14 protein-coding genes are annotated in these 12,779 nt (G+C 63.6%); 6 read left to right on the forward strand and 8 right to left on the reverse strand.

Translation table 11 applies throughout. From position 1 onward, the window contains the following. Window positions 1–43 precede the first annotated feature (43 nt). The 4 genes from LB554_RS05315 to LB554_RS05330 are packed head-to-tail and all read left to right on the forward strand — an operon-like array spanning window position 44 to window position 4,102. On the forward strand, window positions 44–1,591 hold the full coding sequence (locus LB554_RS05315) for a sugar ABC transporter ATP-binding protein (protein WP_224583675.1): 1,548 nt from the start codon (window positions 44–46) through the stop codon (window positions 1,589–1,591). Next, window positions 1,588–2,568: an ABC transporter permease gene (locus LB554_RS05320; RefSeq protein ID WP_015317117.1), complete on the forward strand. Its 981-nt coding sequence runs from the start codon at window positions 1,588–1,590 to the stop codon at window positions 2,566–2,568. The genes LB554_RS05315 and LB554_RS05320 overlap by 4 nt, the downstream gene beginning before the upstream one ends. Continuing rightward, the gene (locus LB554_RS05325) at window positions 2,565–3,551 is read left to right on the forward strand and encodes an ABC transporter permease (protein ID WP_015317118.1); all 987 of its coding nucleotides are present in this window, start codon (window positions 2,565–2,567) and stop codon (window positions 3,549–3,551) included. Before LB554_RS05320 ends, LB554_RS05325 begins: the two co-directional genes overlap by 4 nt. Before the next feature lie 2 nt (window positions 3,552–3,553). Continuing rightward, window positions 3,554–4,102: a gluconokinase gene (locus tag LB554_RS05330; RefSeq protein ID WP_140714487.1), complete on the forward strand. Its 549-nt coding sequence runs from the start codon at window positions 3,554–3,556 to the stop codon at window positions 4,100–4,102. Here the strand turns inward: LB554_RS05330 and LB554_RS05335 are convergent. The 3 genes from LB554_RS05335 to LB554_RS05345 all read right to left on the reverse strand — a co-directional run bounded on the left by LB554_RS05335 (window position 4,097) and on the right by LB554_RS05345 (window position 6,943). Continuing rightward, window positions 4,097–5,245, reverse strand: coding sequence for a hypothetical protein (locus tag LB554_RS05335; RefSeq protein ID WP_224583421.1), 1,149 nt, complete (start codon window positions 5,243–5,245; stop codon window positions 4,097–4,099). The two genes, LB554_RS05330 and LB554_RS05335, sit on opposite strands and share 6 nt — an antisense overlap. 10 nt (window positions 5,246–5,255) lie before the next feature. Continuing rightward, window positions 5,256–5,705, reverse strand: coding sequence for an RrF2 family transcriptional regulator (locus LB554_RS05340; protein ID WP_023769580.1), 450 nt, complete (start codon window positions 5,703–5,705; stop codon window positions 5,256–5,258). Window positions 5,706–5,956: 251 nt separating this feature from the next. After that, entirely contained in the window at window positions 5,957–6,943 is a 987-nt protein-coding gene (locus LB554_RS05345; protein WP_224583422.1) for a sulfate ABC transporter substrate-binding protein, read from the reverse strand. A gap of 245 nt (window positions 6,944–7,188) precedes the next feature. On the opposite strand from LB554_RS05345, the gene LB554_RS05350 reads away from it, so the two are divergent. Both LB554_RS05350 and LB554_RS05355 read left to right on the forward strand, forming a co-directional pair. After that, complete coding sequence (locus LB554_RS05350) at window positions 7,189–7,470, forward strand: DUF1778 domain-containing protein (protein WP_140714495.1); 282 nt, start codon at window positions 7,189–7,191, stop codon at window positions 7,468–7,470. After that, a complete protein-coding gene (locus LB554_RS05355) occupies window positions 7,470–7,955 on the forward strand; it encodes a GNAT family N-acetyltransferase (RefSeq protein ID WP_224583676.1) in 486 nt (161 codons plus the stop codon). The genes LB554_RS05350 and LB554_RS05355 overlap by 1 nt, the downstream gene beginning before the upstream one ends. A 44-nt stretch (window positions 7,956–7,999) precedes the next feature. Here LB554_RS05355 and LB554_RS05360 read toward each other — a convergent pair whose 3' ends face one another. From LB554_RS05360 to LB554_RS05380, 5 genes are all read right to left on the reverse strand, one after another. Next, window positions 8,000–9,040: a sulfate/molybdate ABC transporter ATP-binding protein gene (locus LB554_RS05360; protein ID WP_224583424.1), complete on the reverse strand. Its 1,041-nt coding sequence runs from the start codon at window positions 9,038–9,040 to the stop codon at window positions 8,000–8,002. 12 nt (window positions 9,041–9,052) lie between these two features. Further along, a complete protein-coding gene (gene cysW, locus LB554_RS05365; RefSeq protein ID WP_224583426.1) occupies window positions 9,053–9,937 on the reverse strand; it encodes a sulfate ABC transporter permease subunit CysW in 885 nt (294 codons plus the stop codon). Continuing rightward, window positions 9,930–10,781, reverse strand: a complete 852-nt coding sequence (gene cysT / locus LB554_RS05370; protein WP_224583428.1) for a sulfate ABC transporter permease subunit CysT — start codon at window positions 10,779–10,781, stop codon at window positions 9,930–9,932. Before cysT ends, cysW begins: the two co-directional genes overlap by 8 nt. 22 nt (window positions 10,782–10,803) lie before the next feature. Next, a complete protein-coding gene (locus tag LB554_RS05375) occupies window positions 10,804–11,832 on the reverse strand; it encodes a sulfate ABC transporter substrate-binding protein (RefSeq protein ID WP_224583429.1) in 1,029 nt (342 codons plus the stop codon). A gap of 224 nt (window positions 11,833–12,056) precedes the next feature. Continuing rightward, entirely contained in the window at window positions 12,057–12,779 is a 723-nt protein-coding gene (locus LB554_RS05380; protein WP_224583678.1) for a M15 family metallopeptidase, read from the reverse strand.

Genomic DNA, 12,779 nt, shown 5'->3' on the forward strand with positions numbered 1-12,779 from the left:
CCCCCCCCAGCCTGCAATCCCACAATCGCCCTGGGGAGGGTTGATGGACGGTGCGGCTCCACTCTTTCGCATGGAAGGCATGTCCAAGCGCTATGGCGGCGTGCGGGCGCTGGAAAAGGCCGAACTGACGGTCGAGGCCGGCAGCATCCACGCCATTCTCGGTGAAAACGGGGCCGGCAAGTCGACGCTGATCAAGGTCATGGCCGGTGTCGTGGCGCCCGACGAGGGCCAAATGACGCTGGACGGGCGCGAGGTGACCTTCGCGTCGCCGGGTGCGGCGAACAAGGCCGGCATCGTCTGCATCTTCCAGGAACTGTCGCTGATCCCCGAACTCAGCGTCGCCGACAACATCGTCATTTCCGATCCGCCCAAACGCTTCGGCATGATCGACCGCAAGGCGCAGCGGCGCATCGCCGAGGACGCGCTGGCGCGCGCGGGTGCCGGTGACATCCATCCGCTGGCGCTGGTCAAGGACCTGCCGCTGTCACGACGGCAGATGGTGGAGATCGCCAAGGCGCTGGCCAGGAAACCGCGCATCCTCATCCTCGACGAAGCGACCTCGGCGCTGACGGCGGCGGATGTCGCGAAGATCTTCGGCGTCTTGAAACGACTGCGCTCGGAAGGGCTGGCGCTGCTCTACATCTCGCACCGCATGAATGAGATCGCCGAACTGGCCGATCATTGCACCGTGTTCCGCAATGGCCGCAATGTCGCCAGCTACGAGGCCGGCTCGAAGAGCGACAACGAGGTGGTCGAGCTGATGATAGGCCGTGAATACAGCCATATCTTTCCGCCCAAGCCGGCGGCGGCACCCACTGGCGCCGCCCCCCGGCTCGAGGCGCGCAGATTGTCCTGGGCCGACCGGCTGCACGATATCTCGCTGACAGTCGGGGCAGGCGAGGTGGTCGGCCTCGGCGGGCTGGACGGCCAGGGCCAGCGCGAATTGCTGCTCGCCTTCTTCGGTGTGCTGCGCGGCCTCTCCGGCGAGGTGCTGATCGACGGCAAGCCAGTGACGATCACCAGCCCGGCAGCGGCCCGCGAGGATAGCGTCGGCATGGCGCTCATCCCGGAGGACCGCAAGACCGAAGGACTGATGCTGCCGATGACGGTGCGCGAAAACCTGTCTTTCGCCGCGCTCGATCGGCTGTCGAAAGGCGGCGTCATCGATCGCGCCGCCGAACAGCGGCTGATCGACGACATGGTCGGCCTGCTGGCGATCAAGACGGCCGGCCTCGACATTCCGGTCGGCGCGCTGTCGGGCGGCAACCAGCAGAAAGTGGTGATCGCCAAATGGCTGATGCGCCAGCCGCGCATCATCCTGCTCAACGACCCGACACGCGGCATCGATGTCGGCACCAAACAGGAGATCTATCAGCTGATGCGCAAGCTGGCGGATGCGGGCGCGGCGATCCTGTTCTATTCGACCGACTATGACGAACTGATCGGCTGCTGCGACCGGGTCCTGGTGCTCTATGACGGCGCCGTCAAGCGCGAGCTGGTCGGCGGCGAGATCACCGAGCGGGCGCTGATCGCGAGCGCGCTCAACATCCATGGCGAGGAGAGCCCGGTGGGCCTGGGAGCAAGCGTGTGAAAGATTGGCGCTACTGGCTGGCCGAGCAGCGCGGAACGTTGCTGGCGCTCGGCATCTTCATCGTCATGTTCGTCATCTACACCTCGAACCACCCGGCGGGCTTCACCGCCAATGTCGTGCAGACGGCGGCGAACAAGGGCGTGCTGCTTGCCTTTGTCGCCATGGCGCAGACGCTGGTCGTCATCACCTCCGGCATCGACCTGTCCGTGGGCATGATCTTCCTGCTCACCAACTGCCTGGCCTCCTGGCTGGTGGTAGGCACGCCGTTGCAGACCACGCTCGGCGTCATCGCCGTGCTTGTGGCGGGCCTTCTGTGCGGCGCCGTCAACGGCGCCATCGTCATCTATGGGCGGCTGCAGCCGATCGTCGCCACCATCGCCACCGGGGCTGTCTACTACGGTATCGGACTGTTGTTGCGACCTTTCCCGGGCGGTTCGGTCAATGAGGACCTGGCCGACGCGCTGACCGGCCGCGTGTTCGGCTTTGTGCCGGCGAGCCTGGTGGTGCTGCTCGCCATCGTGCTGGTGATCTGGGTGCCGTTCAGCCGCTCGATCCTCGGCCGCGCGGCATACGCGGCGGGCTCTTCGGAAACGGCGGCCTATATGTCCGGCGTGCCGATCCGGCGCGGCAAGTTCGCCGCCTATACGCTGGCCGGGCTGCTGGCGGCGATCGGCGGGCTGTTCCTCACCTTCTTCACCTATACGGGCGAGGCTGCCTACGCGAGCGGCAACTCCTACACGTTGTTCTCGATCGCGGCGGTCGTGCTGGGTGGTGTGTCGCTGTTCGGCGGCAAGGGAAGCGCCATCGGCGCCATCTTCGGCGCCCTTGCCTTCCGCACCATCGGCGACCTGTTGTTCGTGTTCGACTTCGATCCGCTCTGGCAGCCGCTGTTCCAGGGCGTTATCCTGCTGGTCGCCGTCAGCCTCGGCGCCTTCGCCCTGTTTCGGGTCCGCAACCGGCTGGAGTGGTTCCTGTGAGCGAGACGACCTTGGGCGGCATTGCCGGCCGCATGCCGAAATTCATCCGCCGCGCCGACCCGGCGGTGCTGACCGCCTTTGCCTGCATCGTGGTGCTGCTGTTGGTCGGCAGTCTCTATTCACGCAGCTTCCTGTCGCCTGAATATCTCCTGCAGCAGCTCAAGGTGGCCTCGTTCCTCGGCGTCATCGCCACCGGCATGATGCTGGTCATCCTGCTCGGCCAGATCGACCTGTCGGTGCCGTGGTCGGTGGCGGCGGGCGCGATGATGGCCTGCGCGGCGGCCGCCTACGGTCCGGCCGGGGTGGTGCTGGCGATCCCGTTCGGCATCTTCTGCGGCGTGCTGATCGGCATCGTCAACGGCATCGGCGTGGCCTATTTGCGCATTCCCTCAATGATCATCACGCTCGCCACCAATGCCGTCGCGCAAGGGCTGATGGTGGTCTACACCGGCGGCTTCTCGCCACAGGATTCGGCGACCGGCGCCATGCGCTACCTGGCCACCGGCTTCACCATTCCGGGCGTCCCCAACGCCGTCATCATCTGGGCGCTTATAGGGATCGCGATGGTGTTCGTGCTGACGCGCACCGGCTTCGGCCGCGCGGTCTATGGCATCGGCAACCGCGAGCGTGCCGCCTATCTCTCCGGCATCGACACGAGACGCGTGGTGATGATCGCCTTCGCTGTCTCCGGAGGGCTCTCCGCCTTCGGCGGCGTGCTGCTGGCCGGCTACGCCTCCAAGGCGGCGCAGTCGATGGGCGATGCCTATCTGCTACCGTCGATCGCAGCCGTGGTGCTGGGCGGCACCTCGATCCTGGGCGGGCGCGGCTCCTATCTCGGCACCGTCGCCGGCGTGATCCTGATCACGCTGTTGCAATCCATCCTCTCGGTCATGCAGATGCCGGAGGCGGGACGGCAGATCATCTATGGCGTCGTCATCGTCGCCATGCTCCTGCTTTATGGCCGCGCACCGGCGAGCCGCTGACGGTGGACGAAAACGCAGCGCAGGCGCCGACGGGCGCTTCCGGTTTGGCGCCAGCGGCCATCGTGGTGATGGGTGTCGCCGGCTGCGGCAAGTCAGCCGTCGGCATCGCGCTGGCCACCGCGCTCGGTGCCGTCTTCATCGAGGGCGACAGGCTGCATCCGCCCGAAAACGTCGCCCGCATGGCACGCGGCGAGCCGCTCACCGATCAACTGCGCGAAGGCTGGCTCGACGCGATCGGCGAGCAGATCCAGGCATCGATCGGCAAGCGGCAAGGTGTGGTCGCCGCCTGCTCGGCGCTGAAGCGCGGTTATCGCGAGCGCCTGCGCGGTTTTTGCCCTGATATCGTCTTCCTCTATCTGGAGATCGATCCCGCCACCGCGCGGCGGCGCGTTGGCAACCGCAAGGGCCATTTCATGCCGGCAAGCCTGGTTGACAGCCAGTTCGCCATCCTCGAGCCGCCGGGGCAAGACGAGCGGGCATTGACGCTCGACGCGACACGGCCGGTCGACGAACTCGTCGCCCAGGCAATGCGCTTGATACGCCCGTCATGAGCCTTCTTCGGCGCTGATGCCGATGCCGTCCTGGGCTTCCGTCAACCGCTCATGGCGCGACCAGGACATCATCTGCTCGGGGCACTCTTTCAGCGCCTGCAGCAGGCGGTCGCGTTTGAGCAAGATGTAGCGTGCCTGCAGGGCCATGTTCTTGGCGCCGTCCCTGACTGTGTCCGCTGCCTGGAGCGCCGGTGCCGCCGGCACCAGCTCGGGGCTCAAGACGGCGCGATATTCCCGGAAGGGAACGACCTCGAAGGTCGACATCGCAAACAGGGCCGTCTTGCCGCGCGCGGCGAAATTCGCCGGTGCCGAGGCAAGGTGCGTCCAGCCGCTTTCGCCAAGCGCGGTTTCGGTGAAGGTCGAGCCGGCGTGGATTGTGTTGGTCATCATCACTACGCCGTTCTGCCTCAGCATCTTCTGAATGCGGATGGTGACCTGATAGGCGTCGTCACGGTCGAAGACGATCCGGCTTTTCAGGAACCGGTTCTCGACACGAACCATTGGCGGGTTGAGAAAGCGCTGGCCGAATGCCGTCTCGGAAACGCCATGCGTGTTGACGCTGACCTGATGCGCTTCGATGCCGGCCTCATGCATGGCGCGCTTGCCGATCATTGTCTGGGCGGTGAACTGATCGCACCAGAGGATCGCGCCATGGCCGCGTTGCAAAGCGGCCTGCAAATCCTTGAGCCCTTCCAGCCGGATCGCCGGCGTCCAGCGACGGGCGACCAGATGCGCGGCAAGCTCCATGCGGCGGCGATGGCGCGCCGCGAGCAATGCCTCGAACAGCTTGCGCGCATCGATGTCGCTGCCGAGCACCGCGCGCGTTGCGGCGGCATATCCGGGGAAATCCTTGCGCATATGGCGCTTCAGGCGAAACCTCGACGCCCAATCGCAGATCGGCGACCACCAGCGCACCGGCAGCACCGCCGCGACCGCGAGGTAGAAGAGGGCGGCCAGGCTTTCGCGAAGATCCCTGGTGGAGAAGCGGCGGAGCTTGCCGGCGTTAAGCTGCTTGCGGCTGAAGAAGCGCACGTCCTCGGCATATTCGGGGACAAAGACGTCGGTGATGATCTCGGTGCGGAAGCTGGCTGCCGATGGCTTGCGGCGGGCTTTTCGGGATTTCGTGAACCTCGACAGCCTCATTCGCCCGGCTCTAGATCTGGGATGTCAACTCGACCGGAAAATCGTCGTTGTCGGCATCGCGCATGGCGGCGAGGCTGCGGTTGTCCAGCACCTCGGCGATCGCCTGGCGCACTTCCAGCATCATGTGCCGGACCTGGCAGGTCGCTTCGTCGCAATCCTCGCAGCGCTGGTACTGCGTGCGGCTGGCGCAAGGTATCGGCGCCAGCGGACCGTCGAGCACGCGCACGACATGGCCGATCTTGATCTCGGAAGCGGGGCGGGCGAGGCGATAGCCGCCTTCCTTGCCCTTGCGGCTCTGGACGAAGCCGGCGTTGCGCAATTCGCCCAGTATGGCATCGAGGAATTTCTTCGGGATGTTGTTGGCGACGGCGATGTCGTTGACGAAGGCCAATTGGCCAACCGGAAGATTGGAAAGATGCACGAGGGCCTTGAGGCCGTATTTGCCTTTTTTCGTCAGCATGCCCGAGTCAACCCGTTGAAGCCCCAACCACCCCGCATCTGGCGGCTGTTTGTGTGCAAATGATGACGGCATTGCTTCCACACCCTGCCGTTTCGCGAAAACAAGCCATTGCAAAGGCATGTTTGGCACATACGCGTTGATTGTTCGTAACGTTTTGCACGAAGGCGCCGGATTGCCCTATCGTCTGCCTAAACAAGAAAAGCCGGCCCCGGGGCCGGCTCTCCTGATCTTTCTATCGGACCGCTGAAACTTTACCGGCTGCCATAAGCTTGGTCGAGCAGGCCGTCGGCGGCGAAATGCTCTTTTTGGACCTTGTCCCAACCGCCGAAGACGTCTTCCACCGTCAGCAGGCGCACGTCCGGAAAATCGGCCTTGTATTTGGCCGCGACAGCCGCGTCGCGTGCGCGCAGGCCATTCTCGGCGGCGATGCCCTGGCCCTCGGGCGTGTAGAGGAAGTCGAGATAGCTCTTGGCCAGGTCGCGCGTGCCGTGTTCGTCGGCCACCTTGTCGACGATCGCCACCGGGAATTCCGCCAGCAGGCTGACCGAAGGGGTGACCTGCTCGAACTTGTCGTCGCCATATTCCTTGCGGATGCCGCGCGTCTCGGATTCGAAGGTGATCAGCACGTCGCCGATCTCGCGCTGCACGAAGGTGGTGGTCGCGGCGCGCCCGCCGGTGTCGAAGATCGGCACGTTGTTGAACAGCTTGGTAATGAACTCCTTCACCTTGGCGTCGTCGCCCTTGAAGGCTTCCTTGGCGTAGGCGGTGGCCGCCAGATAGGTGTAGCGCGCATTGCCCGACGTCTTCGGATTGGGAAAGATCACCTGCACATCGTCGCGCACGAGGTCGTTCCAGTCCTTGATGTGCTTGGGATTGCCCGCGCGGACGAGAAACGAAGGCAGCGAATAGAAGGGCGAGGCGTTGTCGGGAAAATCCTTCTGCCAGTCGGTCGAGACGAGGCCCTTCTTGACCAGGAAGTCGACATCGGTGACCTGGTTGAAGGTGACGACATCGGCGCCGAGGCCCTCGGCTATGGCACGCGCCTGCGCCGAGGTGCCGGCATGGGACTGGTCGACGCTGACGCCCGGATGCTTGGCGATAAAGGCCTTGTTGACCTGCACGAAGAGTTCGCGGCCGACGTCATAGGAGGCGTTGAGCAGCTTGTCGGCCGACCAAGCCTGGGAGGATGCGAGGATGAGGCCGGCTGCGACGGCAACGCCGAGGAAAAATCGCTTCATGAAATGGCTCCGGATGTAATGTTTTATCGTTCGAGCATAGCGAGGGTACAAAGGGGCGGCGAGGCATAGATTCAGGGCTTGGCACTCGTTGCTAGAAAACCGTTTCCTAGACAGGCTGATCCTAGGTTTTTCTTTTGAGCGGCATCATATTGGAGCTCGGTTCACGTCAACCTTTTCCCAATGGAAAGGACAAATAGATACACATTGTGTATGCGGCATGTTATGGTGAAGGAAAGGAGCCCTCCATGGCGAAAGCCGCAGCCGAAACTCACGCTAAGCCTGTCAATCTGCGCATTCGCGAGGATATGCGCATACTGATTGACCGCGCCGCGAAGCTACGCGGGAAAACCCGTTCCGATTTCATGATCGATGCCGCCTACCGCGCGGCCGAGGATACGCTCCTCGACCAAACACTGATCAAGGTGGATGCCGAGAGTTACCGGCACTATCTCGACATCCTCGATGAACCGCCAAGCGGGGAAGGTTTTGCGCGTCTTATGAACGTGCCCAAGCCATGGCAGGACTGATGCTGTCGGCGCCCACGCCGCTGGCCGAGAACCACGATCTCGAACCTTTCCAAAGCGGAACGGAAAGTCTCGACCAATGGCTTCGCCGCCGCGCGCGGGCCAACCAGGTCAGTGGCGCATCTCGTACTTATGTGGTCGCGGAAGGCATACGCGTTGTCGGCTACTACTGCCTGTCTTCGGGCGGGCTTGACCTAGCGGAAGCGCCCGGCATTGTTCGGCGCAACATGCCGGATCCCATTCCAATGGTCGTGCTCGGGCGTCTCGCGGTGGGCACAGGCTGGCAAGGGAAGGGACTGGGTGCAGCGCTTCTGCAAGATGCCGTCCTGCGCGCCGGTCAAGCCGCGACGATCCTCGGGATACGCGGAATTTTTGTTCATGCGATATCGGACGAAGCGAAAGCCTTTTATGAGCGCCATGGCTTTGCGGCTTCCCCGAAAAATCCCATGACATTGGTGCTGTCGTTGAAAGGCCTGGTGAAAGGGTAGGCGGCCGCCCTCGACCGGGATAGGGATTGACGGCGGTCCTATCGCTACGCAGCCGGAAACAGCTTCCAGCGCCCCGGCCGGAACGCCACGCGGCTCTTCTGCGCCGCCGGATGATCGACCGGCAGTTCGATCTCGACCCGCTGGCGTTCGCCGCCGATCTCGAGCTCGACGCGCCTTGTGCCGGCGACGCGGCGGCTGGCGGCCACGGTGCCGGCGATGCAGCCGCTGCAGCCGTCCAGCAGTTCGACGTCATGCGGCCGGAAGTAGAGCATCGCGTCGCCCTCGGGCGCATGCGGCGCCGACAATCCGATCGGACGGTCGGCCAGCCAGATCTCGCCATTCTCGACCTTGACGGGAAGGGAGCTCGATTCTCCGATGAAGCCGTAGACGAAAGGCGAGTTCGGCGTGTCGTAGATGTCGTCGGCGGTGCCGACCTGTTCGATGCGGCCCTGGCTCATCACCACGACGCGGTCGGCAAGCTCCAAAGCCTCTTCCTGGTCGTGGGTCACGAAGACGGTGGTGTGGCCGGTGCGGTCATGGATTTCGCGCAGCCAGCGACGCAGTTCCCGGCGCACCTGCGCATCGAGCGCGCCGAACGGCTCGTCGAGCAGCAGCACCTTGGGTTCGATGGCCATGGCGCGGGCGAGCGCCACACGCTGGCGCTGGCCGCCCGAAAGCTGCGCCGGATAGCGCTTCTCCAGCCCTGAAAGCTGGACAAGATCGAGAAGCTCGGAGGCGCGGCGGCGGATTTCGGCGGTCGGCGGCCGCGTCGGCCCGTGCCGCACCTTGAGGCCGAAGCCGATATTGTCGGCCACCGTCATGTGGCGGAACAGCGCGTAGTGCTGGAAGACGAAGCCGACGTTGCGCTCCTGGATCGATTTCTGCGAAGCGTCCTCGTCACCAAAGAAGATTTTCCCACGCGTCGGGCGTTCCAGCCCGGCGATCAGTCTGAGCAGCGTCGTCTTGCCGGAGCCGGACGGTCCGAGCAGCGCGATCAGTTCGCCCGACTTGATGTCGAGCGAGACATCGTGGAGCGCCGGAAACCGCTCGAACTCCTTGCGCACGTTGGCAACGCGAACTTCCATGCAATGAACCTTCTAATGTCCGCGCGTCGCGGCGAGTTCGGCGCCGTAGCGCATCTCGAGCAGTGTTTTCAAGACCAGCGTGACGAGCGCCAGCCCGGCAAGCAAGGAAGCGACGGCAAAGGCGCCGACGGCGTTGTACTCGTTGTAGAGGATTTCGACATGCAGCGGCATGGTGTTGGTCAGGCCGCGTATGTGGCCCGACACCACCGAAACCGCGCCGAACTCGCCCATGGCGCGCGCATTGCACAAAAGGACGCCGTAGAGCAGGCCCCATTTGACGTTAGGCAAGGTCACGTACCAGAAGGCCTGCCAGCCATTGGCGCCAAGCGACAGCGCCGCCTCCTCGTCGCCATTGCCCTGTTCCTGCATGAGCGGGATCAGTTCGCGCGCGACGAAGGGGAAGGTGACGAAGATGGTGGCCAGCACAATGCCCGGCACGGCGAACAGGATCTGGATGCCATGTGCCTTCAGCCACTCGCCGAGCAACCCTTGAGCACCGAAGAGAAGCACGTAGACCAGACCCGAAATGACCGGCGAGACCGAGAAGGGCAGGTCGATCAGCGTGGTCAGGAAGGCCTTGCCCTTGAACTCGAACTTGGCGATCGCCCAGGCGGCCGAGATGCCGAAGACGATGTTGAGCGGGACCGAGATCGCGGCCACCAGCAAGGTCAGGCGGATCGCCGAACGCGTGTCGGTATCGCTTAGCGATTGCAGGTAGGTGCCAACGCCTTTGGCGAAAGCTTCCTTGAAAACGATGATCAGCGGCAGCAGCAGGAAGACGGCGAGAAAGACGAAGACGATGGCCATCAGCACGGCGCGTGCCGGCCGGCTCTCGGTCACCGCCGCCGAGCGGCTCTCATGATACGGTTCGTATGATTTGATCTCGGGATCAGCCATAGCGCTTGCGGCTCCATGTCTGCACCAGATTGACGATCAACAGCATGATGAACGACAGCGCCAGCATGATCGCGGCGATCGCGGTCGCCGCCGGGTAATTGTATTCCTCGAGCCGGATGACGATCAGAAGCGGCGCGATCTCGGATTTGTAGGGCAGGTTGCCGGCGATGAAGATGACCGAGCCGTATTCGCCGACGCCGCGCGCGAAGGCCAGCGAGAAGCCGGTGATGATGGCCGGCGCCAGGCCGGGAAAGAGCACGCGGGTGATGATCTGGAAGCGGCTGGCGCCGAGGGTGGCTGCGGCTTCCTCCACTTCCTTGTCGATCTCTTCCATGATCGGCTGCACGGTTCGCACGACGAAGGGCAGGCCGATGAAGATCAGCGCAATGACGATGCCGAGCGGCGTGTAGGCGACCTTGATGCCGAGCGGCATCAGCAATTTGCCGATCCAGCCATTCGGCGCGTAGAGCGTGGTCAGCGCGATGCCGGCCACCGCCGTCGGCAGCGCGAAGGGCAGGTCGACCATGGCGTCGACGATGCGGCGGCCGGGAAAACGGTAGCGCACCAGCACCCAGGCGACGAGCGTGCCGAAGACGACATTGACGACAGCCGCGATGAACGCCGTGCCGAAGCTGATTCGAAGGGCGTTGATCGTGCGGCGATCGGTGGCGATGGCCCAGAAATCGACCCAGCCGAGAGCGGCCGAACGCCAGATCAGCCCGGATAGCGGGATGAGGATGATGAGGATGAGGTAGGCAAGCGAGAAGCCGAGCGTCAATCCGAAACCCGGAATGACGCTCGGCTGTCTGAACCGCCACCCCGCCCGCGCGGGTGCTGTGGTCATGTCGTCCCGATCTAGGTTTAGCTCACTGGGCCGGCTTGTAGATCTGGTCGAATATACCACCGTCGCCGAAATGATAAGGCTGCGCTTTCTTCCAGCCGCCGAAAAGCGGATCGTCGATGGTGATCAGCTTGATCGGAGGCAGCTTGGCGAGATCCTGGGGCGGAACCAGTTCGGGCTTGGACGGCCTATAATGGTTCTTGGCGATGATGGTCTGGCCTTCCTTGGAATAGAGGTAGCTCAGATAGGCCTCGGCCACCTTGCGTGTGCCCTTGGCGTCGACATTGGCGTCGACCACGGCCACCGGTGGCTCGGCCAGGATGGAGGTCGGCGGATAAACGATGTCGAAATTGTCGGCGCCGAACTCGTCGAGCGCCAGATAGGCGTCGTTTTCCCAGGCGATCAGCACGTCACCCAGGCCTTTTTGCGCGAAGGTCACGGTCGAGCCGCGCGCACCGGTGTCGAGCACGGGAGCATTGGCGTAGAGCCTGCCGACGAATTCCTTGGTCTTGGCTTCATCGCCGCCGTCATTGGCGTTGGCATAGGCCCAGGCCGCGAGATAGTTCCAGCGTGCGCCGCCCGAGGTTTTGGGGTTGGGCGTGATCACCTGGACGCCGTCCTTGACGAGGTCGTTCCAGTCGTGGATGCCCTTGGGATTGCCCTTGCGGACAAGGAAGATGATCGTCGAGGTGTAGGGCGCCGAATTGTTTTCGAATTTGGTGCGCCAGTCTGGATTGATCTTCTTTGACTTCGAGACGATGGCGTTGATGTCGCCTTCGAGCGCCAGCGTCACCACATCGGCGTCGAGGCCATCGATCACCGCGCGGGCCTGGGCACCCGATCCGCCATGCGACTGCTGGATGGTCACCGTCTCGCCGGTCTCCGCCTTCCAATGCGCGGTGAAGGCCTCGTCATAGGCCTTGTAGAGCTCGCGCGTCGGATCGTAGGACACATTGAGAATGGTGGTTTCGGCAAATGCGAAACCGAGCGTGCCTGATAGAACAGATGTGGCGACCAGTGCGCCGAGCAGTTTCCTGAAATGAGGTTTGGTCATTTCTGCCTCCGTTGAACCCGCGCCAAATCTAGCTAATTGATAGAAATAAGATGCATTGAATGTTGCCTTTTTTGTCCTTCTGAAGAAAATCTTCGGCGATCTGTCGCTGTTGTGAGAACTATTTTGCTCGCGGTCGCTCCGCGCCGGAGTCGGCCCACCATCCGGCCTATCTAGGGATGCGCGGTTGCCGGGCAAGGCTGGTTGGGCAAGGCTGGTTGGGCAGGTTACTCGACGGTCACCGGGAAATCGAAGCGCTGCTTTTGAAATGGCTCCCGGGCCAGCGCAAAATGCCACCATTCGCGCGCGTAGTTCTTGAACCCGCCAGCACGCATGGCATCGACGAGCAGCTTTCGGTTTGCCGCGGCTTTGGCGCCGAGCGGGCGACGCGCGGTCTCGCTCATCGGGTCGAAACAATCGAAGCCGGTGCCGAAATCGAGGGTGTCGGCATCGATCGCGCCGCAGGCCGGTTTCGGCACGGGCGTACTGTCGACAGGCGCGATGGCAACATCGACGGTCGAGCCGCGCGAATGACTGGACAGTTCGCCGACATAGCCCTTGGCGATGAGATCGCCACGCTTGACCTTCGGATACCATTGCGGGTCCGGCGGTCCACCCGCGGCCGTCCATTCGCCCATGTCGGCAACGGCGCGGGCAGGGCGATAGCAGTCGAAGACGACCAGCGTCAGGCCTCTGGTGGCGATCGCCCGCTGGACTCTGGAAAGTGCCTCGGCGGCCTCCCGGGTCAAAATGCAGACCGGCGCGTCATAGCCATTCACCTTGCGGTGCAGAAAATTGTCGGCGTTGGCGTAGCGAATGTCCTGGCGGATCGATGGGGCGACATCGGCGAGGCGAACGAAACCCGCGGGGAGGGGACCGGCACGCACCGGCAGGGCCGAGCCGGCAATCATCAGCGCACAAAAGCCAATGCGCTGAATCGCCTGGCGCAT

Source organism: Mesorhizobium sp. CO1-1-11 (assembly GCF_020164995.1).
GTDB classification, from domain to species: Bacteria; Pseudomonadota; Alphaproteobacteria; order Rhizobiales; family Rhizobiaceae; genus Mesorhizobium; species Mesorhizobium australicum.

Excerpts from the sequence above, each read along its gene's own strand:
- LB554_RS05315 (WP_224583675.1), top strand. The coding sequence starts at position 44 with ATGGACGGTGCGGCTCCACTCTTTCGCATGGAAGGCATGTCCAAGCGC.
- cysT (WP_224583428.1), bottom strand. The coding sequence starts at position 10,781 with ATGACCACAGCACCCGCGCGGGCGGGGTGGCGGTTCAGACAGCCGAGC.
- LB554_RS05355 (WP_224583676.1), top strand. The coding sequence starts at position 7,470 with ATGCTGTCGGCGCCCACGCCGCTGGCCGAGAACCACGATCTCGAACCT.
- cysW (WP_224583426.1), bottom strand. The coding sequence starts at position 9,937 with ATGGCTGATCCCGAGATCAAATCATACGAACCGTATCATGAGAGCCGC.
- LB554_RS05345 (WP_224583422.1), bottom strand. The coding sequence starts at position 6,943 with ATGAAGCGATTTTTCCTCGGCGTTGCCGTCGCAGCCGGCCTCATCCTC.
- LB554_RS05380 (WP_224583678.1), bottom strand. The coding sequence starts at position 12,779 with ATGCGCCAGGCGATTCAGCGCATTGGCTTTTGTGCGCTGATGATTGCC.
- LB554_RS05350 (WP_140714495.1), top strand. The coding sequence starts at position 7,189 with ATGGCGAAAGCCGCAGCCGAAACTCACGCTAAGCCTGTCAATCTGCGC.
- LB554_RS05360 (WP_224583424.1), bottom strand. The coding sequence starts at position 9,040 with ATGGAAGTTCGCGTTGCCAACGTGCGCAAGGAGTTCGAGCGGTTTCCG.
- LB554_RS05335 (WP_224583421.1), bottom strand. The coding sequence starts at position 5,245 with ATGAGGCTGTCGAGGTTCACGAAATCCCGAAAAGCCCGCCGCAAGCCA.
- LB554_RS05375 (WP_224583429.1), bottom strand. The coding sequence starts at position 11,832 with ATGACCAAACCTCATTTCAGGAAACTGCTCGGCGCACTGGTCGCCACA.
- LB554_RS05340 (WP_023769580.1), bottom strand. The coding sequence starts at position 5,705 with ATGCTGACGAAAAAAGGCAAATACGGCCTCAAGGCCCTCGTGCATCTT.